The sequence below is a fragment of the Leptospira wolffii serovar Khorat str. Khorat-H2 genome, from assembly GCF_000306115.2.
Taxonomy (GTDB): Bacteria; Spirochaetota; Leptospiria; order Leptospirales; family Leptospiraceae; genus Leptospira_B; species Leptospira_B wolffii.
The window spans coordinates 19,522-42,304 of the sequence record NZ_AKWX02000004.1 but is presented as its reverse complement, the minus strand read 5'-3'; the positions used below and the strand labels follow the sequence as shown (position 1 = coordinate 42,304).

The 22,783-nt window shown below is 46.5% G+C and carries 21 protein-coding genes; 9 read left to right on the top strand and 12 right to left on the bottom strand.

Going from position 1 to position 22,783, the window contains the following annotated elements; translation table 11 throughout:
• Nucleotides 1–20 precede the first annotated feature (20 nt).
• The 7 genes from LEP1GSC061_RS00240 to LEP1GSC061_RS00210 form a co-directional block, all read right to left on the bottom strand.
• A complete protein-coding gene (locus LEP1GSC061_RS00240) occupies nucleotides 21–3,311 on the bottom strand; it encodes a transglutaminase family protein (RefSeq protein WP_016543481.1) in 3,291 nt (1,096 codons plus the stop codon).
• A 25-nt stretch (nucleotides 3,312–3,336) separates the two neighbouring features.
• Nucleotides 3,337–4,281, bottom strand: a complete 945-nt coding sequence (locus tag LEP1GSC061_RS00235; protein ID WP_016543725.1) for an alpha-E domain-containing protein — start codon at nucleotides 4,279–4,281, stop codon at nucleotides 3,337–3,339.
• A 72-nt stretch (nucleotides 4,282–4,353) separates the two neighbouring features.
• Complete coding sequence (locus LEP1GSC061_RS00230) at nucleotides 4,354–5,778, bottom strand: circularly permuted type 2 ATP-grasp protein (protein ID WP_016543776.1); 1,425 nt, start codon at nucleotides 5,776–5,778, stop codon at nucleotides 4,354–4,356.
• Between the two features lie 312 nt (nucleotides 5,779–6,090).
• Entirely contained in the window at nucleotides 6,091–6,993 is a 903-nt protein-coding gene (locus tag LEP1GSC061_RS00225; RefSeq protein ID WP_016543404.1) for a hypothetical protein, read from the bottom strand.
• The gene (locus LEP1GSC061_RS00220) at nucleotides 6,990–7,697 is read right to left on the bottom strand and encodes a hypothetical protein (protein WP_016543545.1); all 708 of its coding nucleotides are present in this window, start codon (nucleotides 7,695–7,697) and stop codon (nucleotides 6,990–6,992) included. Before LEP1GSC061_RS00220 ends, LEP1GSC061_RS00225 begins: the two co-directional genes overlap by 4 nt.
• A 51-nt stretch (nucleotides 7,698–7,748) precedes the next feature.
• Nucleotides 7,749–8,348, bottom strand: coding sequence for a hypothetical protein (locus LEP1GSC061_RS00215; RefSeq protein WP_016543692.1), 600 nt, complete (start codon nucleotides 8,346–8,348; stop codon nucleotides 7,749–7,751).
• Nucleotides 8,349–8,399: 51 nt separating this feature from the next.
• Nucleotides 8,400–9,488 (bottom strand): saccharopine dehydrogenase family protein, encoded by a 1,089-nt coding sequence (locus LEP1GSC061_RS00210; RefSeq protein ID WP_040507820.1) that lies wholly within the window; start codon nucleotides 9,486–9,488, stop codon nucleotides 8,400–8,402.
• 166 nt (nucleotides 9,489–9,654) lie between these two features.
• On the opposite strand from LEP1GSC061_RS00210, the gene LEP1GSC061_RS00205 reads away from it, so the two are divergent.
• A complete protein-coding gene (locus LEP1GSC061_RS00205) occupies nucleotides 9,655–10,989 on the top strand; it encodes a sterol desaturase family protein (protein ID WP_016543853.1) in 1,335 nt (444 codons plus the stop codon).
• Nucleotides 10,990–11,105: 116 nt separating this feature from the next.
• The gene (locus tag LEP1GSC061_RS00200) at nucleotides 11,106–11,852 is read left to right on the top strand and encodes a phytanoyl-CoA dioxygenase family protein (RefSeq protein WP_016544148.1); all 747 of its coding nucleotides are present in this window, start codon (nucleotides 11,106–11,108) and stop codon (nucleotides 11,850–11,852) included.
• Here LEP1GSC061_RS00200 and LEP1GSC061_RS00195 read toward each other — a convergent pair.
• From LEP1GSC061_RS00195 to LEP1GSC061_RS00180, 4 genes are all read right to left on the bottom strand, one after another.
• Nucleotides 11,849–12,343 (bottom strand): SRPBCC family protein, encoded by a 495-nt coding sequence (locus tag LEP1GSC061_RS00195; RefSeq protein ID WP_016543984.1) that lies wholly within the window; start codon nucleotides 12,341–12,343, stop codon nucleotides 11,849–11,851. The genes LEP1GSC061_RS00200 and LEP1GSC061_RS00195 overlap by 4 nt on opposite strands.
• Complete coding sequence (locus tag LEP1GSC061_RS00190) at nucleotides 12,340–12,654, bottom strand: ArsR/SmtB family transcription factor (RefSeq protein ID WP_016543650.1); 315 nt, start codon at nucleotides 12,652–12,654, stop codon at nucleotides 12,340–12,342. The genes LEP1GSC061_RS00195 and LEP1GSC061_RS00190 overlap by 4 nt, the downstream gene beginning before the upstream one ends.
• A 123-nt stretch (nucleotides 12,655–12,777) precedes the next feature.
• The gene (locus tag LEP1GSC061_RS00185) at nucleotides 12,778–14,010 is read right to left on the bottom strand and encodes an LIC_12337 family protein (RefSeq protein ID WP_016543622.1); all 1,233 of its coding nucleotides are present in this window, start codon (nucleotides 14,008–14,010) and stop codon (nucleotides 12,778–12,780) included.
• Nucleotides 14,007–14,195: a hypothetical protein gene (locus tag LEP1GSC061_RS00180; RefSeq protein WP_016543712.1), complete on the bottom strand. Its 189-nt coding sequence runs from the start codon at nucleotides 14,193–14,195 to the stop codon at nucleotides 14,007–14,009. The genes LEP1GSC061_RS00185 and LEP1GSC061_RS00180 overlap by 4 nt, the downstream gene beginning before the upstream one ends.
• 290 nt (nucleotides 14,196–14,485) lie before the next feature.
• Here LEP1GSC061_RS00180 and LEP1GSC061_RS00175 point away from each other — a divergent pair, with 290 nt between their 5' ends.
• The 5 genes from LEP1GSC061_RS00175 to LEP1GSC061_RS00150 all read left to right on the top strand — a co-directional run bounded on the left by LEP1GSC061_RS00175 (nucleotide 14,486) and on the right by LEP1GSC061_RS00150 (nucleotide 20,135).
• Complete coding sequence (locus LEP1GSC061_RS00175) at nucleotides 14,486–15,118, top strand: TIGR04282 family arsenosugar biosynthesis glycosyltransferase (RefSeq protein WP_016543768.1); 633 nt, start codon at nucleotides 14,486–14,488, stop codon at nucleotides 15,116–15,118.
• A gap of 488 nt (nucleotides 15,119–15,606) precedes the next feature.
• A complete protein-coding gene (locus tag LEP1GSC061_RS00165) occupies nucleotides 15,607–16,194 on the top strand; it encodes an ABC transporter substrate-binding protein (RefSeq protein WP_016543377.1) in 588 nt (195 codons plus the stop codon).
• A complete protein-coding gene (locus LEP1GSC061_RS00160) occupies nucleotides 16,194–19,115 on the top strand; it encodes an efflux RND transporter permease subunit (protein ID WP_016543452.1) in 2,922 nt (973 codons plus the stop codon). Before LEP1GSC061_RS00165 ends, LEP1GSC061_RS00160 begins: the two co-directional genes overlap by 1 nt.
• Entirely contained in the window at nucleotides 19,112–19,750 is a 639-nt protein-coding gene (locus tag LEP1GSC061_RS00155; RefSeq protein ID WP_016544046.1) for an MXAN_6521/LA_1396 family lipoprotein, read from the top strand. The genes LEP1GSC061_RS00160 and LEP1GSC061_RS00155 overlap by 4 nt, the downstream gene beginning before the upstream one ends.
• Before the next feature lie 112 nt (nucleotides 19,751–19,862).
• Nucleotides 19,863–20,135 carry a hypothetical protein gene (locus LEP1GSC061_RS00150; protein ID WP_016543571.1) on the top strand — a complete coding sequence of 91 codons (273 nt, stop codon included), beginning with the start codon at nucleotides 19,863–19,865 and terminating at the stop codon, nucleotides 20,133–20,135.
• A gap of 56 nt (nucleotides 20,136–20,191) precedes the next feature.
• Here the strand turns inward: LEP1GSC061_RS00150 and LEP1GSC061_RS00145 are convergent, their stop codons facing one another.
• Nucleotides 20,192–21,112 carry an NAD(P)H-dependent flavin oxidoreductase gene (locus LEP1GSC061_RS00145; protein WP_100758664.1) on the bottom strand — a complete coding sequence of 307 codons (921 nt, stop codon included), beginning with the start codon at nucleotides 21,110–21,112 and terminating at the stop codon, nucleotides 20,192–20,194.
• An 82-nt stretch (nucleotides 21,113–21,194) separates the two neighbouring features.
• Here LEP1GSC061_RS00145 and LEP1GSC061_RS00140 point away from each other — a divergent pair, with 82 nt between their 5' ends.
• Together LEP1GSC061_RS00140 and LEP1GSC061_RS00135 are read left to right on the top strand one after the other, a co-directional pair.
• Nucleotides 21,195–21,506, top strand: a complete 312-nt coding sequence (locus tag LEP1GSC061_RS00140) for a putative quinol monooxygenase (RefSeq protein WP_016543767.1) — start codon at nucleotides 21,195–21,197, stop codon at nucleotides 21,504–21,506.
• Between the two features lie 210 nt (nucleotides 21,507–21,716).
• Entirely contained in the window at nucleotides 21,717–22,739 is a 1,023-nt protein-coding gene (locus tag LEP1GSC061_RS00135) for a S1C family serine protease (protein WP_016543996.1), read from the top strand.
• The last annotated feature ends 44 nt before the right edge of the window (nucleotides 22,740–22,783 follow it).

The following is a 22,783-nucleotide window of genomic DNA, read 5'->3' as shown; positions in this document are numbered from 1 at the left end:
AGTCCGAATCGATTCGGAACTTAGGCTTCTGCCCAGCGCAAATCCATAGTGTATCCGTCCGTATTTTCGATCCTTTTAGGAGCGGAGCCTGCATGGGGAGAATGTCCGTCCGCCAAAAATCGGGATATCCTTCGGCTTTCCGCCTCGAAAGAATTCACCGGATAAGTGTCGTAGGAACGCCCTCCCGGATGGGAAACGTAATAGCGACAGCCTCCCAAAGGACGAGAGGACCAAGTATCCCAAATATCGAATATTAGAGGATTATGAATCGGCAAATTGGGATGAAGAGTAAAAACCGGACTCCAGGCCTTGAATCTCACCCCTGCAACGGCCTCCCCTTTTCTGCCGGTGGATTTAAGAGGAATCTCATAACCATTGCAACCCAGTAGATACCGATCGCTCCAACCTTCCACTTTCACTTGCAATCTTTCTAATGCGGAATCCACGGAGCGAGACGTTCCAAAGGAGGAGGCTTCCTCTCCCAAAACGTTCCAGGGCTCCAACGCCATTCTCAATTCTAGAAAGACTTCTTCTCTTTGGGTCTTTCCGTAGACGGGAAAACGGAATTCGAAGAACGGTAGGAACTCCTCTTCCCTGAAATGAAAGCCGTGCTCGTTCAGATCCCGGAGCACGTCCTTAAAATCGGACCATACGTAATGTGGCAATAGGAATCGATCGTGGAGTTCGGTCCCCCAATGGACGGGAGGTTTGGAGTATGGTTTCTCCCAGAATCTGCCTAGTAAGGAAAGAACTAACAGTTGTTGGACCGTGCTCATCCTTGCCTGAGGAGGCATCTCGAATCCTCTTAGTTCTACGAGTCCGAGTCTAGGTCCGGAAGGAGGATACAACTTGTCTATGGATATCTCCGCTCTATGAGTATTTCCGGTAAGATCCACGAGTAAATTTCGGAAGAGACGATCCACGAGCCAAGGAGGATGGGGTTTGGAAAGATCCAATTGAGCCGCTGCCAGTTCGAACTCGTGTAGAATCTCGTCTCTACCTTCGTCCATACGAGGCGCCTGAGAAGTGGGCCCTATGAATAATCCGGAAAATAGATAAGATAAAGAAGGATGGTGCTGCCAATACGTTACGATACTACGAAGAAGGTCCGGTCTGCGCAAGAAAGGACTATCCTCCGGACTCATTGCTCCGACCGTGATATGATTTCCGCCCCCGGTTCCGGTATGGCGACCGTCGACCATGAATTTCTCGGCGCTCAATCCGATCTCTTTGGCCTCTTCGTAAAGAATACGGGTTTTTTCCTCCAATTCACGGAAATTCGCAGAAGGATGTAAATTCACTTCCAGAACCCCAGGATCAGGCGTTATGCGAAATAAGCTCAGTCTCGCATCCTGGGGAGGCTCGTAACCTTCCAGAACCACCGAGACTCCGGATTCTTCGCAAGCCGCTTCGAGTGCGGAAACCAAATCCAACCAAGGTTCTATCGCCTCCAAAGGAGGAAGAAAAATCCGAACTACGCCCTGCCTAGGCTCGATTACCAAGGTGGTCCGTATAGGAAGTCCCGATTTTTCGCCGAAGAATTTAGGCTCCGATTTTCTTCTCTTGAGTGTCCGAGAGATTAGATCCTTGCGGCTCGGAAAAGATTTACTACGGGAAATATCCGTAAGGGTCGCGGTAGGTCGGAACTCCTCCGAAATGGAGGAAAAAGGCAATCTAAATCCTGCGGGGCTATCCCCCGGAATCAGATAGAGTCTTTCTCTCTTAAATTTCCATTCGGAGCTTTCCCATCTCGAATGTATATAATCGTACTGTAATGGAAGAGCGAACGCTTTTTTAAGCTTAAAATCCCTGTCCAAAAGGGAGAGTAACCTTCTTCTTTCCAAAGCCTCGAAGGAGAAATCATCCGACGCGGGCTTCGCTTCTTTAGGATTCTTCCATTCGGGAAGTTGTCCCTCTTTCCAAAGATAATAGAATCCGTCCTCGTAGAGAGGGACTAAATGTTTGGGAGAAATTCCCAGATTCTTACTCAAGGATTCTCCCAGTTTTTCCGCGTCATGAAGCTCGGTTTCCGTATCCGAATTCTCCTTCGCTTCCGAGCTGGAAAGAAGTTCCTCTTTTTCCCAAAGATTCTCCCCGTCCCTTCTCCAGAACGTATTCAGAGACCAACGAGGCAGGGGTTCTCCGGGATACCACTTTCCTTGGGTAACCATCACTATGGAACCCGGAGAGAATCTTTTTCGTAGACGGGTTAATAGAGTCTCTCCGAATTGCAGTTTCTCTTTTCCTAGTGCGGAAATATTCCATTGAGGATCCTGCCTTTCCGTGTCCGAAATGAAGGTGGGCTCCCCTCCAATAGAAAGCCGTATATCATTTTTTTGGAATCTAGTGTCCAGGGACTTTCCCATCTGCAGAATGCGATCCCAGGTGGCGTCCGAATACGGCTTGGTCACTCTTGGGGATTCCTGGAAACGTCGGACCTCCATCCTAAAACCGAATTTAGTCTCCGCAGGGTCCGAATATCCGAACACAGGAGAAGCGCTTGCAGGTTCTGGAACGGCGGATAGAGGAATATGACCTTCTCCGGTAAGAAGTCCGGAAGTAGGATCTAGTCCTACCCAGCCCGCTCCCGGCAAGAAGACTTCTGCCCAAGCATGCAGGTCCGTAAAATCCTCGGTAGGCCCCAAGGGTCCTTTGATCGCAACTTCGTCCGGTTTTAATTGAATTAGATATCCGGAAACGAAACGAGCCGCGAGACCTATATGACGGAGAATTTGAACGAGAAGAAAAGCGGAGTCTCTGCAAGAACCAGATTTCCTTTCCAGAGTCTCGGTGCAGCTTTGGACTCCCGGTTCCATCCGAATCACATAAGAAACGTCCCTGTAAACTCTTTGGTTCAGACCCACGAGAAAGTCCACCGTGCGATTGGGCTTCAATACTCCGTCTTTACGAAGGGAAGAAATATAGTTTGCGAGAGCGTGACTACCGTCCGTAGCGCTCAAATACGGAAGCAGCTCCTTCCTAAGAGAATCGGAATAGATAAAGGGAGCCTCTTCCGCTTCCGGCTCCAAAAAGAAATCGAAAGGATTCAAAACCTGAATCTCGGCCACCAAATCCACAAGGATCTTTAGCTTATCCGTCTTTTTAGGAAATACCAACCTTGCCTGGTAGTTTCCGAAAGGATCCTGCTGCCAATTCAGGAATTGATCCTGAGGTTCGACCAGTAAAGAATAGGAAACGATCCTGGTCCTAGAATGAGGAGCCGGTCTCAAACGGATGATATGGGGAGATAGATTTACCTGCCTATCGTATTCGTAGGAAGTTTCATGCGTTAAGGAAACGAGTAAGGACATAGGCCGCGATTTCTAATCTTGAATATTAATTTCTAAAATAGGTCTCGTCCAACTGGGACGCGATTCCGTTCAAACGGACTTGCAACTGATCCAGATATTCGTGCATTCCGGAGGAGAATATCTCCTCTATGGAAGCGTAATTCATCTCGGAGAGAAGAACACCTACCCGTTTTTCCGTCTCGTCCGCATAGGAATCCCTATCGGTTCCGCTGATGCTCTTTAAGCTATCGAAAGACTTGGCTAAACAGAATCGGATCGCTCTAGGAAATATCTTATCCAGGATTAAAAACTCCGCTATATTCTTAGGGGTGATTCTGGTATAGAAGCGATTGAACATCTCGTGAGCGCTCGCTGATTTCAATAAGGAAAGCCATTGTATCAGATCCAATGTGGAACCCACTTCTTCTCTGGAAGGAAGAAGGATGAAATACTTCATGTCCAAGATCCGTGTGGTCTTATCGGCTCTTTCCAAAAGTCTACCGAGTAATGCGAAATGCCAGACCTCGTCGTGGGAAATCGTGGCCTCCTGACAACCGTAAAACAAAAGACATTGGTTACGGATCGCCTTGAAGAATTCCGCGATACCCGGCATATCCGATTCTTCGAATCTTTTCTTGGATTTGATCGTAAGATAGAACTCGTTGATCACTTCCCACATGGGAGTGGATATATTCTCCCTGATGGTTCTTGCGTTTTCCCTGGCTCGTATGAGACAGTTCATGATAGAATTCGGATTTTCAGTATCCAAACTCATGAAATGAATTACGTTTTCCTTACTAGGAGAATTATATTTCCTGGTGAATAATTCGTTATCCCCGGTAGTATATACCAAGGGCATCCATTGACGATTCGAATCCTCGTTCAAATCCAGGGACAATTGAAAATTCACGTCTAAGAAACGGGAATAATTCTCCGCTCTCTCCATATATCGGTTCATCCAATACACGGATTCGGCGACTCGGCTTAGCATGTGGAAACCTCTCTAGTCTTTAGTATGTTTCGGTTCCGCTTGGAGGTCTTCCCTCCGCCTCTTCTTCGATTATTAACCCATCACCCAAGTATCCTTGGATCCTCCACCTTGCGAGGAATTGACGACCAAGGATCCCCTACGAAGAGCCACTCTAGTCAGACCTCCGGGCATGACGTAGATTTCCTCTCCGTAAAGAATGAAAGGTCTAAGATCCACATGCCTTCCTTCCAGCTTATCCTCTATGAGAGTCGGAATCCTGGAAAGACTGAGCACAGGCTGAGCGATATAATTACGAGGATCGGCCTTGACCTTAGCCACGAATTCTTCCTTCTCTTTCTCGCTAGCTACGGGACCGATGATCATTCCGTAACCGCCTGCACCGTTTGCCGCCTTAACCACTAGGCTTCCTATATTCTCGCATACGTATTTCAGATCCTTTTCCCTAGAACAGAGATAGGTAGGCACGTTAGGAATGATAGGATCTTCTCCCAGATAGTATTTGATGAAATCGGGAACGTACGAATAGATCACTTTGTCGTCTGCGACTCCGGTTCCGGGAGCGTTCGCCAAGGCGACATTCCCTTTTCGGAATACTTCGAATAGACCCGGAACTCCCAAAAGAGAATCCTTGCGGAATACTTTGGGGTCCATAAAGATATCGTCTATTCTTCTGTAGAGAACGTCGACCTGCTTCAGGCCCCTGGTAGTTCTCATATAAAGTTTATCGTCGCGAACCGTTAAGTCGGTTCCTTCCACCAAGGGAACTCCCATACGGGAGGCAAGGAAACTATGCTCGTAATACGCCGAATTGTAAATACCGGGTGTGAGTACCGCTATATTCGGATTGGGCTTACCGGATACATGTTCGAGCATCCCCCTGAGTCGAATCGGGTAATCGTAAATGGGACGAACCGAAAGACTTGCGAATAATTCCGGGAAAGTCTTCTTCATGACTTCTCGATTTTCCAAAACGTAAGAAACCCCGGAAGGACAACGCAAATTGTCTTCCAGAACGAGCATTCTTCCGTCTCCGTCTCGGACCAAATCCGTTCCGGTGATATGGATCCAGATACCTTTAGGAGGAACGAGTCCTTTACATTCTTTTAAATAACCCGTGGAACTTTCCACGATCTCTCTGGGAATGATTCCGTCCTTGATGATCTTCTCGTCCCCGTATACGTCCTGGACGAATAGATTCAAGGCGCGAATTCTCTGCTTCAGCCCTTCTTCCATTCTCTTCCATTCGTAAGCGGTGACGATACGAGGAATGATGTCGAAAGGCATGATCCTTTCCTCTTCCTCTTCATCCCCGTACACGTTAAACGTGATTCCGAGAGAAAGAAGAGCCTTTTCCGCGGAGGCCTTTCGTTTTAAAAGTTCCTTATCGTCCATCCCTTCGATCCGGGATTTCAGGGTATGATAGCTTTGTCGGATTCCACCTTCTTCCGAGAACATTTCATCGTAGAAGGAATCTGTTTGGTAATTTGTCAGGAGCATGGCAATCTCCCCCCATCTATCTGAAGGAGACGATTTTTGCTCCCAAGAAACAAGCAGAAATTAGAATGTCCGCCTATTTTTTATACCATAATCGTATCATTGATTAATAATTAGGCAATTTATTAAAAAAACATTCTAAGTGTATCCAAAGAAATCCGGTTTTCCCTTGTTTTTGACCAATTTTGAAAAGAGAAAGATAGAGGAAAGGAAAGAAGAATGGACCGGGAATCCATCAAAAACGACGAAAAACCCGGATCTCAAAGTCAAAAAAATCGAGAAATAGAAGAAAGAATGAAGCTTCTTATCTATAAATTATTTCTTATTTTCGAGTTCATTAGCGATTTGGCATTCTTTAGGAATCCATTCTTGTTCCGCTCTACCTTCTCTTACATATCCGACTATATGACCGGAGCCTGCCGCTACGGCCAGTAAGGAAGTGCTGATGAGCAAACTATAAGGAGAGCTGGGAACCAAATCCGACAGACTTCCCGCCACATAGGAGCCGTAAGCGGGATACAAGGTTCGATACGCGGTCATCTCCTCGGCCTTATCGCAGCGGAAACGGAAATATCGGATCGCATCGTCGGAAGCTCTTGCCTCCGGATAAAAAGCACCCAAAACCGGAACGGAATATGCCAACGCATACCAGCTTCTGTATTCTCTTTGAGCAAAATCTTTCGCGTGTCCTCCCTCGTGAACTACGACAGCGGGAATATCCGAATACACATGAATGGTATTAGAATAGGGATTATAATGGTCTCCGCCGAAAATTCTTCCCACAAGGAGCACGTCATTTACCACGTAAGCGTATAGACCGATCGTCCATTTTAGGAACGGATTCACCGTCTTGGAAGCGAGCAATCTTTTGAAGTCGTCCAGAGGTGCGTATTGATTGAATCGCACTTTGACGTCTTTCAGGTTATTATCGCGGATGTATTCTTTCAGATATCTTTTGGTTTCGAAGGAGAAGGAATGGTTTTGCATCCTACGGTCCCAGATCATCAACTTGGAAAACGGACTCATAGGCCAAACCCAACTTCCGATGAAATCTAAAAAAGAATACGGCTCCCCTTCTTCGAATTGGGGATGCCAATCGTCGAAATAAATTTCCTCGTTCGGTTCGTAAGGTTGGGCGACAGTATATCTCTTTTCCGTAGAGTAATAGCAGGAAGAAAGGAAGAGTATCGATGTGAGAATTAGGATCGCTTTTCTCATTTTTTCTTTCCTTTCTGACTCTTGGCCTTGGTCCCTATCACCGGATGCTTCCTCCAGGCTTCCAGAAAATCCAGAAGCGCGACCCTTCCCATTTGGTTCAGTTGATCCTCTCTATTTCCTCGATGCCCCAGATATGGAAGGTAGATAATCCAGCCCGCCAAAAGGGGGAGAGTGGAAACAAATGCCATGCAATCGGTGGCACGAGATTCGATTCCGTCTCTAAATTTATATTCCCATAAATTTCCCTCAGAACGAACCTCCGCCTCGAACTCTACGATCACCTCGTTGTAGGCGCAATGGTCCAAGGACTCCAAACGAAACTTGCGTATCGTAACCTTGTGCTTTCCCGGATACTCGTCCGGGTAATCCCGAAATTCCTTTTGCAATAGCCTGGAGACCGGACCATAGAGATTGGAATAGTCTATTCCATATCCGGTCCAACTTGTAAATACATCGTCAAAACGCACGAATTTAGCCGGTTCCTCTCCCGGAAATTCCACTTCGATATCGGAAGTCAGAAAATAAGGTGAAGTGATCGCCAGTGATTTAAGTTCCCACCAATCCTCCTGGATCATATGCGGTTCTGGAACCGTTCTGGGAACGTGAACCTTGATAGACACGCATCCGAACGAAATAAAAAGGGAAAGGATTAAGATTCCATAATACGAAAAATGCCCGGAAAGGCGGATTATATCTTTATTCATTCTGTATTCTAACGATCCGATTAACTAAGTCGATCCGAAAAAGAGACTCTTTCAGGTCTTGTTCTCGAATTCGGAAAGTATATTAGGATTCAATAATTTCCGTATCACTACCACAAGTAACCAATCGCTACCTAGTATGACTACCACGTTCCAAAGATTACTCACGATAGAAATGTTCTGTATGAAAGTCAAAAAATCCTTAAAGAAGCCAGGATCTTTTGCAAGCGGTTCGTTTTCATAGAACGCTGTGTTTGCGCTGCCTAAGGAAAAGAGCAGGAAATACAGCCAAGCCCAAGAGAATACGATAAAATATCCGCAAAGAAAGACGAAAGGAATCCTAGCCCATTTCTTTTTTAAGTAGATCCCAATCGAAATCACGAAGGAGACGACTACGAATACAAGTCCAAGCCGGGACAGAAGCAACAAGCGATCTATCGTAAGACCTTCGGGTTGCTCCGTGCCGAATCCTTGAAAGAAAGCCTGTAAAGGATCCTCGCCCGATTTTTCCTGAGCCCAGGAAAGGAGAGTGAATATAAACGTCATCAGTCCTAAGATCAAGCCTGAGAAAATGGAAATGCAGAGGGATATTAGCCCTAGGTTTTTTAGAAAATCGCTAGGTGTCGCTTTTACGGGGGAGTTACTTTCTGTCATTTGATCAATCTATCGAAAATGGATAGAATCTGAGACAATAAACCTACGAAATCAATTTTTTTTTGCAAGTTCCGACGCGTCCGAAGAAATCGTAGTCCATTTGGATCCCGGAATTTCCAAAACGAATTCGGAACCAAAGGCAAGACTCGGCGTCTGGAATCCTTTTCCTCCTTTTCCGGAAAGCACCTTGGAGACCGCCGCCAAGGAGGACTCCACCGTAAATTCGTATCCTTCCTTGCATTCCAAGATACGGGTAACCGTCTTGCCTTGGGAGTTTTTCACTTCCCCCCAGACTTGGGTCTTGACGGAGTTTCTAACTCCCTCTCCCGGACCCTGGATCGTTTTTCCTACGAGCGCCTGCAATCCCTTCAAGATCCAGGAGAATTTCAGAAGGGAAAGAATCGGTTGCATATAACGTAACGCCCGGACTTGCCCCGCGGGTATATCCGTATACACGTCTATGTTTGGAATTCCAGTGGAAATATAGGCCGTAAATACGTCTCCCCAAGGGATTCCGTAAACTTGGTAGGATCTCCCTCCGATCTGTAAAACTCTGGAACGGCTCAGATGGGGTACCCCGATCATTTTACCATCCCTCCGAATCTCGGATCCGTAAGGCAATTGGGCCAGAGCGCTTTTCATGGTTCCGGGAGAGACCTCGGAAAGACCCACAAAGGCCAGTTCCAAAGACCGGGAGGTAGGAAGAGTTTTTTTGAGAGAAGAAGCGAGACAATCCGTAGGAACGATATCGAACCCCACACCCGGCAAAATGAGAACTCCCGCCTCCACCGCCTGAGAATCAAGGGAATACAGGGACTCGTAAACGGGGATCTCTCCCGTGATATCCAAATAATGCACTTTCTGGGAAATACAGGCTTTTGCCATGGGTAAGGAAGTGAGAACGAACGGTCCGGCACAATGCAATACCAATCGGAAGCCACGGATATTACGAGCTACTTCCTCCGGATGAGAAAGATCAAATACAAGATACTCTAGTCGTAATTCTTTTGCCAGTTCGGAAATCTTGTCTGCGTTCCTACCCGCTATTACCGGCTTGAGTCCTCGGGAAACCGCTCTTCTTGCGATCAATTCTCCCGTATAACCGTTTGCACCGTAGATCATCCATTTCGAATTTGCCATAGACCAGAAGATGACTCCCTCGCAGTAATCCGTCAACCGGCATACGCCCTTGGGTTTAGTTTTTTTATCACAATTGATAGGTAAAAAAACCCGGGAATTAGAGTCCGCTTTAGTTTTGGATTGACCGACCCGAATTCCCGGCGATATTAGAAGTACCGGCTTGTTTATGGAAAAAATAAATCTAATCACAATCGCAATCCCATTCTTCTTCCTATTGATAGGAATGGAGCTGGCTTTCTCCTGGTATCATAACCGGAAACTCTATCGTTTGAACGATTCGATCAACGACCTGAGCGCGGGGATTTACAGCCAGATCTTCGGCATTATATTTAAGACGATTACGTTTTTTGCATACCTTTGGGTGTACGAAAACTGGAGGATCTTCAACCTCCCCTCTTGGCCGAGCGAACCCGTCTCCTGGATGCCTAGTTCCGAAATGTTAGGACTTTCCGCAAACACCTGGTCCTGGATTATCATACTAGGTGTCTGGACTGCCTGCTTCATTCTCTACGATCTGGCCTATTATTGGAACCATAGACTCAGCCATGAGATCAATTTCCTCTGGGCGGGGCATGTGGTTCACCACCAGAGCGAAGAATACAATTTAACGGTGGCTCTACGCCAGGCAAGTTTCCACGGATTATTCTCCTGGGTATTTTATATTCCTTTGGCTCTTTTAGGTTTTCCTCCAATTGTAATGATTTTAAACGGGCAGCTAAATCTGATCTACCAGTTCTGGATCCATACAAGAGCGGTGGACAAGTTACCAAAATGGTTCGAAGCCGTGTTTAATACTCCTTCTCATCATAGAGTACATCACGGAATCAATCCGAAATACATCGATAAGAATCACGGTGGAACGCTGATCGTTTTCGATAAATGGTTTGGAACCTTCCAAAAAGAAGAAGAGGCTCCCGTATACGGAACCGTAAAACCTCTTAAAAGCTTTAACCCTCTATGGGCCAATGTGCATTATTGGGTGGAAATGTTCCAACAAGCCTGGCATTCGCCCAAGTTTTCGGATAAGATTAAGGTCTTTTTCGCAGGACCCGGCTGGAGACCCAAGGAATTGGGAGGACAATATCCTATTCCGGAAGTGAACGAGAAGACATTCCATAAATATGATGTGGTCCTACCTTCCGTATTGAAGGCCTACGGAGTGGTCTGGTTCATCCTTACCCTTATAGGAACATTCTCCATGTTGGTTAAAATCAATAGCATCCCGACCGATATGCAGTATCTGATCTTTTTCTTAAGCATCTTCTCTCTCATCACTGTGGGAGGAATTTTGGATCTGAAGCGTTGGACTCTCTATCTGGAACCGGTCCGCCTGGTCTCCTTGGTAGGAGCCGGATTCTATGTGGGATTCTCCGGCGCAATTCTCTTACTGATCGCAGGATTTGCTGCTCTTTCCCTAGCATGGTTTCTCTCCCAAAGACACGCCTTTGCGGAATGGAAGGACATAGATCCGGTCCAAGACATGGATCGTAGAGCCGCCTAATAGCGGAAAGCGATCTTCTTAGAATAAAAGGATCTTCCGAATCCGGAGGATCCTAAGCTTCTTCTTGCAAAATATCGAATCATTCCTTTTTTTCGGAGAAGCCGCCTCTTCTCTTTATGACCGATTTACTCACTTATCCTAGCCTAGGATTCCAGCTTTTTCCCGGTTTCTTTTCCGATTCGGAATTAAGGGAAGTGAGAGAAATTTTTCTGGAGGCGGACTCCCGGTTTCGAAAAGAATATCCTGACCCTCGTTCCGTGAACAGCGCCTATCTCACCAGCCCCAAATTCTGCCCGGAGGCTCAGAATAGACTCCGACTCTTTCAATTCGTCTCCCAGAAGAAATTGGTTAAACTTGCAGAAAACCTAATAGAAGAATCGGTTTATTTCCTGAACACCCAGCTTTTCTTCAATCCGGAGTCCGAAGAAAAGAAAAACTATTGGCATAGGGATATGCAATATCTGGGAGTTTCGGAAGAAGAACAGAAAATCATTTTAAAAAGGGATAAGGTACTGCATTTTAGAATTCCATTCTTCTCAGATCCGGGGATGGAATTCATTCCCCGTTCCCATTTGCGTTGGGACAGGGAAATAGAATCCGATACACGATTGGAGAGAAACGGCAGAAAGAATTCCGATCCGCTTCCGGAAACGGTCAGGATTCCCCAGGAGCCGGGAGACCTTCTCGTATTCTCCGCTCATCTTATTCATAGGGGAATCTACGGAGGAGAAAGAAGGTCCCTGGACCTACTCTATACGAATTTTAGGGACAAGAAATCCTCTTCGGAGACGTTTCGTCATTTTCCGAACGAAAATGAATTACTCGCTTTAGAAAATCCGAATCTATTCGAACAAGCCGATTAGAATTCGTATACCAAGGCCTTTCCTGTTTCCAAAAGACTCTTAAGGGAGGAAAGAATGGCCGGCCATCCGTTATTCAATCCCATAAATGTATCCGGATTATCTATGATATCATCGGGAAGAAGGTCCTCGTGGATCAGAGTCAATTTGGTCAGATCTTTCATCTTCTTCAGTAAGAAGGTGACTTTCGTCGGCGCTGAAGATTTTTCCATTCTTTCCTTGAAAGCCTCCATCATAGGATGATCCGCGGGAACGGCCCAGGTATAAGAAAGCAACCGAGGTTTTTCGCATTTCAGTATTTCTCCTTCCACCTCCGGCCTTCCCTCCGGATCCAGAAAACGGAATTTCCCCCCCTCTCTCCAATCCCCTTCGATTCCTCTTCCGAACCAATAGACCTTGGTAAATTCTCCGTTTGTCAGAGCCTCCCAGATCTTTTCCGGTTCGGCGGCTATATAATTACTGTAAACGAATTTGACTTCCGAAGTTCCGCTCATGATTTTTTGTCCTCCAACGATTCCTTAAATTTTTTCAACGCCTGCAATTTTCTAGTCTCGTATTTCCTAAGCCATCTCTCCGAAATCTCATGGATCGGAGCGGGATTCAGATAATGCATCTTTTCTCTCCCCTTCTTTAGGGTCAGAACCAGGTTCGCATCCTCCAATATCTCCAGATGCTGGGAAATCGATTGCCTACGTATTTTTAGGCCACGGCAAAGTTCGGCCAAGGGTTGCCCGTCCTTTTTGTAAAGCCTATCCAGAAGCTCCCGCCGCAGCGGATCCCCCAGGGCCTTGAATACGTCTTGCATGTCGTTTTTATTATGCAGGCAATTACCTGCATGTCAAGTAAAAGGACTCGCTAAAAAGAAAAACCCCCGGGGGAATCCGGGGGTTTCGAGAAAGGAAGAAATATGGGATTTTCTACTCTGAACTTAAATCGGAGGAGAAGTAGCGAACTGTATGTCGAGCGCGTCGATAGTAGCTTTCTTCAGGTTATCCCACTGAACCGGATCGTAATCAACTCCTGGAGTTCCCGTAGGCTGGCCGGATTTACCATAATCTCCAATTCTAAGATAAAGATTGTCCACTCTTGTTGCTTGCACATAATCAGCGGGAATATCGACCGCAGCCACATGATCGCTTACGAAACCGTTCACATTAAAAAGTCCGTAGTTCAAAGATATGGACCAAGGAGCACAAAGATTCCCATTGTTTGTAGTTAGATCCGAGCCGCCCGGTTCTTCCCATCCAGACTTAGCGGTTACTTCTAGATTTCCGGTCAGCTTTTGGCTATAAGCTAACTTATAATACTCATCTCCCGTTCCCGAGCAAAAGCCTTTGCTATCAAGTACCGTCCCGGGTAACAAATTCGCCGCACCTAAGATCCGAACAACTGTCTTGAAACAGAATACTGTCTTATTATCCATTTCTTCCAGGATAACTCGTCCTTTTGTAGCGTTCTTAGCAATCTCAGTATCATTCGCAAGTTTATTGTCCCAGGAATACACCTGGACCAACCCTTGGTTACTATATCCCTTGGATTCATAGTAACCTCCAGGAGTAACGTCCGGAGAATAAATATAACTCTCTATATCCGCAATTCCTGTCTCCACAGCCGGATTCAACATCTGCAAACGGTATTTCACCAACGCACCGTTTTGAGTGGAATCGCGAGGATTATCATCCCAGTAAAACTGCAAAGCGATATCGTTGGAATTGGTCCCGTCCGTTCCTTCGGTCCTCAACTCCAGATAGTTTTTGAACGTCTTGGTGCTGGGATAAACCGTCGAACTCGCGCTGAAGCTGTCATTCAATCTGAGAGTAATCGTAAAATTCGTTCCGGCCGTAGTGGAAAAATTATGTTGAGTAATTCCACCCGCTTGGCTGGCGAAAAATACAAGCGCAGGATTAGCCTGGATGGACCCGATTACATCGTCCATAAAGAGGGAATTTCCTCTCGCCCAGGTGGCCGATCCTCTTACGAATCCCCATTGATCGGCACTTGCATGCAAGGGTTGGAGATGCGAAACATTCAAACGGATCGGAAGAGGATTCGCACTATTCTTCTTTCCGAAATCCAATTTAAATCCCAGGGAAACTCCGAAGAATACGAAGAGAACTAAGACCGCTTTCTTAGCAAATCCTAAAGTAAAGATCTTTTTCATTGCGCGATTCCTTTGGGAACGATGATGAAAAATCCGGTTTTACTTTGTTCCAATGTATAGCCGCCGGAGAGTAGAAATGGAGGAATTCCTCCACCTCCGTCCGATTTACAGGCGGAGGACACTAATCCGGATAGGATCAGCCCTAAAGTGAAGAGCAAAAGCCCTCGTTTCAGGTTCAAAATCATACTATAACCTCTACGATTTTATTAACATCTATATGCATTTCGCTTCTCGATGGGGACGCCAATATTTCGTAACTCGTTCTAAATTAATTGCCCAGTCTATTCCTACCGAATTCCTTTTCGATCCAAAAACGGTCCAAAACCACCCTTTAATCCGTTTTCTTGGATAGAATCTGGAAAGATATTGTTATGCGACGAAATTTTATCTCCCTTTGGCCCGACTTGCGAGTGACTTTTCCCGCCTTCCCGGATTATAGTCTCTTCCAAGATTCTCCTACAAGGCTTCTCCCATTATGACCGGACCCAATTTACATGTCTTTTTAAAGAACCCGATTCCGGGAAATGTGAAGACACGTTTGGCCAAGGATATAGGAGAAGAAGCCGCCTTGGAGGTTTACCAGGCATTGGTAGATAAAACCCAAGCCGCCTGCAAGGGACTCGATCTTCCTAAGACGTTATGGTTCGATTCCTTCCTTCCGAATCCGTCCGAGTTGGGAAGTTGGGGGCATTCTCCTTTATTCATTCGTTTGCAACAAGGCAAGGATCTGGGAGAAAAAATGAGAAACTCTTTTCTATATTCCTTCCAGAGCGGTGCCAGTTCCGCAGTTCTAATAGGAAGCGATTGTCCGGAGTTGGATACTCTCCATCTTAAGGAAGCCTTTCGGATACTCGAGCACAAGGACGTAGTACTCGGCCCTGCCAAGGACGGAGGTTATTATCTAGTCGGACTTCGTTCGGATACTCCGGAACTTTTTCATGGGATAGAATGGAGTACGGACACCGTATTCTCCAGGAGTCTGGAAAAAATGCAATGGGCCCGCAAACAGGTGGGATTATTGCCGGTATTGTCGGATCTGGACGATTCCAAGGATTTGGAATATTTCGAATCCAACGGACTATTGGACTGGAGAAAGAACGGGACCTAAACCGACCCCCGTCCGCGACCGAGGTCGCCCAAAAAATTCAAATTTTATAATATTCTGGGATGCGTCGATCGCCCTCGCACCTTAAAGGACGAATCCTAAAGGGAACCTAGTTTCGCGACCGGACTCGGATCATTTCGCACCGTCTCTATCCACTCCTGCTTAAACATGGATTCGGGTGACAGTGTTCGCGGCAAAAAAATACTCACTCTTTTTAGATTAACTACCGCAAATAGGCCGCAAGACTTGCCAGGGCTTATACCACGAAAATTCTGATCGACCAATACAAGGCCAAACATCCCCCTATTCTCTCCTCACTAGTGCCCGCAATTCGATTGCGAAATCACAATATACGATATCGGCCGTCCGGATTGACCCTTATTTCCGTTGACTCCGGAATTCCTCGCACGCTACTGTAAATTTACACGGGTCGGTTTCGCATTCGTTTTCACACGATTGTAAATTTCCCCTTCGGCTCGTCTGATTTACTTGTGAAACGTTTTAACATTCTGCTTTTCTGTTTATTTCTTCTACTTTCCTTTCCGTTATTCTCCCAAGAAGAGACCAAGACTCCGGAGCCTACTGCGACCGAGACCGTTTCTCCCGAAGACCAAGCGTTAGCCGCAGTCAAAAAATTGGTGGGTTTTATTAGGTATAAAAAGAACGATAAGGCCCTGGCGCTCGTTCATGTTGGACGCTTCTCCGATAAACTCATCGGAGACTCCAAATTTACCGCCTCCGAAAGAAAGGAATTCGAGGAGGCGATTTCGGAATATATCGTAAACAAAGCCTTTCCGATCGCCCTGAAATATTTCGATAAAATCGATATCACCTATGACAAACCTTCCCTGAAAGGCGAGCAAGCCAGAATTGGATCCTCGATTCTCTACAAGGGCTCCGACCAGATCCGATTTGCTTGGATCCTGAGTTCCATAGACGGCGCCTGGTATATTACGGATTTTGAAACCGAGGGAAAGCTGGCCACAGAAATCAATAGAACCAAGAATATAGAGCCTTCCATAAAGAAAAACGGCGTCAAAGGGACGATCCAACTTGTCCAAAAAGTTGCTAAGAACTAATGAGAAAAATCCTATCCAAAGCGACCGAATTGGTGCTTACCAAGCCGGTCCCTTCTTCCCTATTACTCCTGATTATTTTGGGCCTTTCGGTCCTATTCGCCTCTCGATTATCCATTAATAGCGATAACCTTCAACTTCTCCCTTCCGATAATCCTTCCGTCATCCAAACAAAAAGGGTGATCGAGATGGTGGGAGGAAGCGGATTCTATACCGTTGCCCTCAAGTTCAAAGACGAGAAGGGAATGACGGAACATCTTGTCAAAGCCTTCCAAGCCAAGCGGGATGGAAACGCCGAGCTGCAAAAAAAAGAATTGGAACTGGCCGACCAGGAAAAGAAAAAGAACGCAGCATATTATAAATCCAAGGAAATTGCGCTTAAGAACGCTTCCGAAAGACTCGCCGAAGCTTTGAAAAAGGAAACGGATCTGATTCGCTTCGTTTCCTATAGATATAATGTAACCTTTTTGCAGGATAGACTTCCCTTGTTCCTAAAGACGGAAGACCTAGTGGAAGTCCGTAAGAGGGTCAAAAGGAAGATCGACGAGGAAATCGAAAAAGCGAATCCTTTCTTTATCAAATTGTCGGACGAGGAATACAATCCGGATTTCACGGATATAGTCTCCAAATACCAAAAATTGGCAAAACGGGATATATTCGACGAATATAATATATCTCCGGACAAAGGGATGCTCATTCTTCTCGCCAAGCCTACCGGTTCCTTCGTGGACATCCAATTTCTGGAGAAATTGGATAAGAGGGTCCAAGGGATCGTTGAATCTCTGGATTTAGGAAAGGACGGAGTCTACGCGGGTTACACCGGCGCATACAAACTCAACCAGGACGACTACGAGACCCTTCTACGAGCGTTAAAGCCGATCGGAATCGCCTCCTTGCTGGGAATCGCACTGCTCCTACTTCTATTCTTTAGAAATCCTTTATTTATCGTCATACTATTATTCTCCCTTGCAAGCGGGCTATTGATGACGTTCGGATTGACCGGTCTCGCGATCGGACAATTGAACAGTATCACGAGCATCATAGGCTCGATTCTAATGGGTCTCGGAATCGACTACGGAATCCAATTTTTGTATAGGTTCCGAGAAGAATTCACCAAGAAGCAGGATATCGTAAGAGCGATCAAGGATACGATCTATCATACAGGTATCGCGTCGTTCAGCTCGGCTCTGACCACCACTTCCGCTTTCGTCGTTCTTTCCTTTTCCGATTTCAGAGGTTTCAGCGAATTCGGAATCATCGCCACATACGGTACAATTATAATCGCCTTGGCGATGTACGGAGTGACCGCGCTACAGATCGCCCTGCTCTTGAAATGGTTCCCTGGGCTTTCCAAATACTTCCTATTGAACGAGGCCCAGCAGACCCCTTCCGGTTTATTAAGAAAATTTTATTCTCGTCCCGGAATCTTAGCGGTTACCGTCATGATTCTGGTCCTGGCTTTCGGGGTATTCGCTCCTAAGGCGCAGTTCGACGTAAACGGTCGAAATCTTCTCGTGGAAAATCTGGAATCAGTGAACCTATACGACGAGATCGCGGATCGTTTCGATATTTCCTCCGATCCACAAGCGATCGTAGTCAAGACTCTGGAGGAATCGGAAGCGGTTTTCGATTATTTGAGCCCTGTGCCGGAATCCATTGCAGGTTCCGTGGATCAGGTAGTCTCTCTTTGGAATTTCGTTCCTCCTTATACCCAGCAAATGGCGAATCGCAAGGTATTGGACCAGATTGCCAAAGACATGAAGCCTGTTAAGGCCGCCTTTCTAAAACCGGAGCAAAGAAAATACCTTCCTAAGGCAAAGCTTTATCTTTCGGTCCAACCCTACGATTACAAGGCCGTTCCGGATTACTTCACTAGTCAATTCACCGAAGTGGCAACCTCCAAGGAGAAAGGTCATCTTCTCTTCCTATATCCCAAGGTCGCGCTCTGGCACGGAGGAAAACTCCTGGAATTCTTCGCCGCAGTGGGAAGATTAGAAGTTCCTAAAATATCCCGTAGGACCCTGAATACGATCCTATATTCCACGGGAATAGCGGGTAAGGGATTCATAGATCCTGTCCGGGAAAAATATTCCGACTCGGAGACCAAGGTTCTCTTGGGCGCTCTCAATTCCTATTCCAAGGAGAAGTTACTCTCCCTAAAAATCCTACCGGGAACGGTGGATACGATCCTGGAACATAGGCCTTATAAGGATATCGCCCAGGCAAAATCCTATACCTTCCAAACGGATACAGCGGGAAGTTTGATGCTTTTCGCCAATCTCATACTGATCGTAAAACGGGAGGGATTTGCCGCTTTCTTCATCACCTTGGCCTTGGTGGTTCTCGTCCTTATCCTATTCTACCGCGCCTTCTTGCCGGCCGTTCTATCCTTAATTCCCTTGCTTTTAGGAATCGTTGTGACAATCGGTCTCATGGCTCTCATAGATCTTAAATTAAATTTTATGAATGTTTTGGTCTTCCCCGTCGTCATAGGCTACGGAATTCAAAACGGGATCTATATCTATTATAGATTCAGAGAAGATCACGATATCGTGAAAGCGATTGCGATGGTGGGTCCGGCCGTAATCGCCTCCACTTTAACCACCTTAGTAGGTTGGAGCGCATTATTACTGGCCGACCAAAGAGGGTTGCATTCCATTGGAAAAGTGGCGACCATAGGAATCGCCGCTTGCCTACTGATCGCTCTGACTCTACTCCCTGCGATCCTGGAATTAGCTTACCGAAACAGAAGAGAAGAAGAATCCGAAGTCATACCATTCGGGCTCGGCCCAGAGGAAGAGGATGACGAGATGCCCGGTACGGTCGCATTCTCCCAGCCGGAGCCTAAGACTTTGAAATCCACCAAAAAAGCGGCCCCTAAGAAGAAGTCCGCGGCCAAAAAGAAATCGGTGAAAAAGAAATGAGATCTTACTCGTTTATCTGTTTAGTCTGCGTACTTTTCCTGGCGAATTGCACGGTGAAATACGTGAAAAATTCTCCCCAGTTCGAATCCAGTCTGAAGAACTTCAAAAGGCTCACCGTTGCGATCGATCCTAGTTCCGGGACGGGTTCCACGGAAGCCGCGATGATCAAAAGCATGGCGGAGCAGGAACTTTCCCACCATAAGGAATTTATCGTTTATCCGGATCCGGAAAATAAGAACGTGAAATGCGAAGTTAAGATCGGCAAATCCCAGGGGGTACTCCGTTTGAAAGTGGAAGAATCCACCACGGGGACCGTACCTTATCTGTATTTTTGGATCGCTCCCGCCTTATTCGGTCCTCCCGAGAACGGAATCAAACTGAAAGTTCTTGCGAGTCTCCAAAAATGCGACACCAAGGAAACTCTTTGGGAAGGATCCGCATCCTCCTCTTACTCCTTGGACAACGACGAAGAACAATCCTTGAGTAAAGTATACGAATCCAAATTCGGAAAAGCCGCAGGCAAGAAGGCGATACCGTATTATCATATTCTAAAATCTCTTTTAGACAAGATCGATAGCCCTGTACTCACCGAAGCCGAACAGGACGAGAAAATCGAAGTGGAAGCCGGAGGCTGATTCCTCCGGTAACGAACATCGTTTCGATTATCGCGACGCCTAACTTCTTCTTGACCGATTCTATCTTTCCTATGTTCTACCCGAAACGGTTTAGAACCGAACGGGAGAATGTATGAATCTTATCAATACTGTGTCCAAAATCGTGACCGCTTCTTTTTGGATTCTTTGGTTGCTTGTGGTTACGGGACTTGTCCGTACGATCGAGGCATTGGATCCTTGGATCACCCTACTAGGTTGGATTATTTTGGGATTACATATCTTAGAAACGGGAATCTATTCCGTTCGGGCGAAAGACAGGGGCGGATTTAAGATCGCCGATGCGGCCCAGGTGTTTGTATTCGGAGTATTTCACCTGATCCCTGTCAGCTTTTCGGATAAGAAGTAAGGGTTTTCTTCGAGCCCGAAAATCGATTTCGGGCTCGAAGGATTGATATTCGCGTCTTAGGCCTGGGGTTTCGGTAATCGATTTATGATTTCCGAATATTCCTTGGCCATATTGCGGACGATATCCCCCGCAGGCAGTACGGAATCGATCTGAGCCACACCGTGACCGGCGGACCAGATATCCCTCCAGCGTTTGAATTCCTGGTCTATATCGCCCGTTCCTTCGGTGTGAAAATTATCCCCGGCTTTTTCTACCGATCTCTTCAACCAGTTGGCCGGAATCCCTGAAATTTTTTCCGTATAAACGATTTCTTCCGGAGCGGAAGCCACAACCATCTCCTTGTATTCCTTGGAAGCCGAAGCTTCCTGTGAAGCAATAAGTCTGGTTCCTATGTATACCGCATCCGCACCTAACGATAATGCCGCCGCCATTTGAGCCCCGCCGCTGATCGCTCCCGCCGCGATCACGGGAAGTCCGATCTCCTTTTTGAGATAGGGAAAAAGACTGAAAGGAGTAATGGCCCCCGCATGTCCCCCTGCCCCTTGGGCCACGGCGATCAATGCGTCGGCTCCGGATTTGGCGACGATATTGGCATGCTTTAACGTAGTCACATCGCAGAAGACTTTTGTTCCTACTGATTTCGCCTCGCCTATAATGGATCGTGGGCTACCCAAACTAGTTATGATCAACTCCACTTTGAACTCCAATAGGATTTCGAAGTGCTTGGCCCAGTTCGGGTTATGGGATTTATGCAGGATTAAGTTAACACCGATCGGTTTCTTGGTACGGGAACGTATTTCTTCCAATCCTCTGCGCAACTCCTCCAAACTGCGATAGTTTTGAGAAGGGAAGGTTCCGAGGCCTCCTGCTTCGGACACGGCGACGACTAGATCGGGATAAGAGACGAGAAACATAGGAGCCCCGATGATGGGCAGGTCGATTCCAAGCATCTCCGTAACGGGAGTTTGTATTTTCATAAAGGAAAAACTTTCACTAACTGTCCATTCTATCCATCTTTTTTTTCTGGCGAAAGAAAATCGGATCCGGAAACTGGGAAGCATGATCGTTACCGTTTCTTCCTACAAAATTCTCTCCGAAAAAATACGTGAGTTTCTGGAAATCAGTTCCGAACTATCCAGAGAATCCCTAAAGGAAAAAGGAGTCCTAAGATTCGATCTTTTACAAAACGACGGAGATGACGGAAGGTTTCTAATCATAGAGGCTTATGAAAGCGAAGCCATCCGAAAGGCACATTTGGATACGCCTCATTTCGTTAACTGGAGAAGGACGGTCCCGGAAATGTTTTCTCAAGGAACAACCACCGTTCATTATAAACCCGTATCCCCGAAACCGGAAGATTGGAAAAAATAAGCGGAATCTACGGGAAATATATATTATTTTTCTATAAAATACTTTCTCTTCCGGGACATTACCCCTTCCTTCCGATTCTAAAAGACCCCGTCGGATCCTTTTTATAGCCTAGAGGACCGACCGCAATACTTTCCGAACGCGATTTTTTCGTTTAATCCTTCTCCACATTTTTGGGACGTTTTAATCGGACCCTAGGTCCAAGGAAATACCATGGTCCTTATCTCTCACCCTCATACTGGATTCGTATCCGTTCCCGATCTCGGTCGGGAAGAATCTTCCAAGGAAAGTTCCGAATATTTTCCTCCGGAAGAAGAGGAGATTTTAGACGCATATTCCCGATCCGTAACCCATACGGTCGAATCCGTAGGACCGAGCGTAGTGCATCTACAGGTTTCTCAAAACGGAAAGGAAGCCGGTAGTGGATCCGGATTCTTTTTCACCCCGGACGGATATCTCGCGACCAATAGCCATGTGGTCAACGGCTCCACTAAAATCAAGGCCAAGCTTTCGGACGGAAGCACAAAAGAAGCGGAACTCATCGGAGACGATCCTCATACGGATCTGGCCGTTTTGAAAATTCACGGAGGGAATTTTTCCCATTCTAATTTTGCGGATTCCAAATATCTAAAGGTGGGGCAATTGGTGGTAGCCATAGGGAACCCTTACGGATTCGAATCCACCGTTACTGCGGGAGTCGTCAGCGCTCTGGGAAGAAGTTTACGTTCTCGTAATGGTCGACTGATAGATAACGTGATCCAGACGGATGCCGCCTTAAATCCGGGAAACTCGGGAGGTCCTTTGGCGGACTCCAAAGGAAGAATCGTGGGAATCAATACGGCCATCATTCTTCCGGCCCAAGGGATTTGTTTCGCGGTCGCCTCTAACACCGCGGAATACGTTATCACTAGGCTTATCACATCCGGCTTTGTGCGAAGAGGATATCTGGGAATCGCGGGACAAAATCAAAAGATCCCCTCCGTATCCAAACAATTCAATCGACTCCAACAAGATTCAGGAGTACTAGTGCTCTCGGTGGAAGCGGGTTCCCCTGCCGAGCTTTCCGGAATCCGAAACGGGGACCTGGTCCTGGAGCTCGGAGAAAAAACCGTCCAAAGTGTGGACGATCTACACAAGATTTTGGACGAGACATCCATCGGAAGAAAAATCGGAATCCGATTGCTAAGAGACGGATCGATCCGCACCTTTTTCGTGGAACCCGGAGAAATGAAATAGAAAGATTACAAAAGAAGACCGCCGGAGGATCCGGCGGCAATTCG

Bases quoted from the DNA above. Each gene is read 5' to 3' on its own strand.
- LEP1GSC061_RS00230 (WP_016543776.1), bottom strand. From the start codon at position 5,778: ATGCTCCTGACAAATTACCAAACAGATTCCTTCTACGATGAAATGTTC.
- LEP1GSC061_RS00205 (WP_016543853.1), top strand. From the start codon at position 9,655: ATGGAAAAAATAAATCTAATCACAATCGCAATCCCATTCTTCTTCCTA.
- LEP1GSC061_RS00190 (WP_016543650.1), bottom strand. From the start codon at position 12,654: ATGCAAGACGTATTCAAGGCCCTGGGGGATCCGCTGCGGCGGGAGCTT.
- LEP1GSC061_RS00220 (WP_016543545.1), bottom strand. From the start codon at position 7,697: ATGAATAAAGATATAATCCGCCTTTCCGGGCATTTTTCGTATTATGGA.
- LEP1GSC061_RS00155 (WP_016544046.1), top strand. From the start codon at position 19,112: ATGAGATCTTACTCGTTTATCTGTTTAGTCTGCGTACTTTTCCTGGCG.
- LEP1GSC061_RS00135 (WP_016543996.1), top strand. From the start codon at position 21,717: ATGGTCCTTATCTCTCACCCTCATACTGGATTCGTATCCGTTCCCGAT.
- LEP1GSC061_RS00210 (WP_040507820.1), bottom strand. From the start codon at position 9,488: ATGGCAAATTCGAAATGGATGATCTACGGTGCAAACGGTTATACGGGA.
- LEP1GSC061_RS00215 (WP_016543692.1), bottom strand. From the start codon at position 8,348: ATGACAGAAAGTAACTCCCCCGTAAAAGCGACACCTAGCGATTTTCTA.
- LEP1GSC061_RS00140 (WP_016543767.1), top strand. From the start codon at position 21,195: ATGATCGTTACCGTTTCTTCCTACAAAATTCTCTCCGAAAAAATACGT.
- LEP1GSC061_RS00180 (WP_016543712.1), bottom strand. From the start codon at position 14,195: ATGATTTTGAACCTGAAACGAGGGCTTTTGCTCTTCACTTTAGGGCTG.
- LEP1GSC061_RS00225 (WP_016543404.1), bottom strand. From the start codon at position 6,993: ATGAGAAAAGCGATCCTAATTCTCACATCGATACTCTTCCTTTCTTCC.
- LEP1GSC061_RS00185 (WP_016543622.1), bottom strand. From the start codon at position 14,010: ATGAAAAAGATCTTTACTTTAGGATTTGCTAAGAAAGCGGTCTTAGTT.
- LEP1GSC061_RS00195 (WP_016543984.1), bottom strand. From the start codon at position 12,343: ATGAGCGGAACTTCGGAAGTCAAATTCGTTTACAGTAATTATATAGCC.
- LEP1GSC061_RS00145 (WP_100758664.1), bottom strand. From the start codon at position 21,112: ATGAAAATACAAACTCCCGTTACGGAGATGCTTGGAATCGACCTGCCC.
- LEP1GSC061_RS00240 (WP_016543481.1), bottom strand. From the start codon at position 3,311: ATGTCCTTACTCGTTTCCTTAACGCATGAAACTTCCTACGAATACGAT.
- LEP1GSC061_RS00150 (WP_016543571.1), top strand. From the start codon at position 19,863: ATGAATCTTATCAATACTGTGTCCAAAATCGTGACCGCTTCTTTTTGG.
- LEP1GSC061_RS00235 (WP_016543725.1), bottom strand. From the start codon at position 4,281: ATGCTAAGCCGAGTCGCCGAATCCGTGTATTGGATGAACCGATATATG.
- LEP1GSC061_RS00200 (WP_016544148.1), top strand. From the start codon at position 11,106: ATGACCGATTTACTCACTTATCCTAGCCTAGGATTCCAGCTTTTTCCC.
- LEP1GSC061_RS00175 (WP_016543768.1), top strand. From the start codon at position 14,486: ATGACCGGACCCAATTTACATGTCTTTTTAAAGAACCCGATTCCGGGA.
- LEP1GSC061_RS00160 (WP_016543452.1), top strand. From the start codon at position 16,194: ATGAGAAAAATCCTATCCAAAGCGACCGAATTGGTGCTTACCAAGCCG.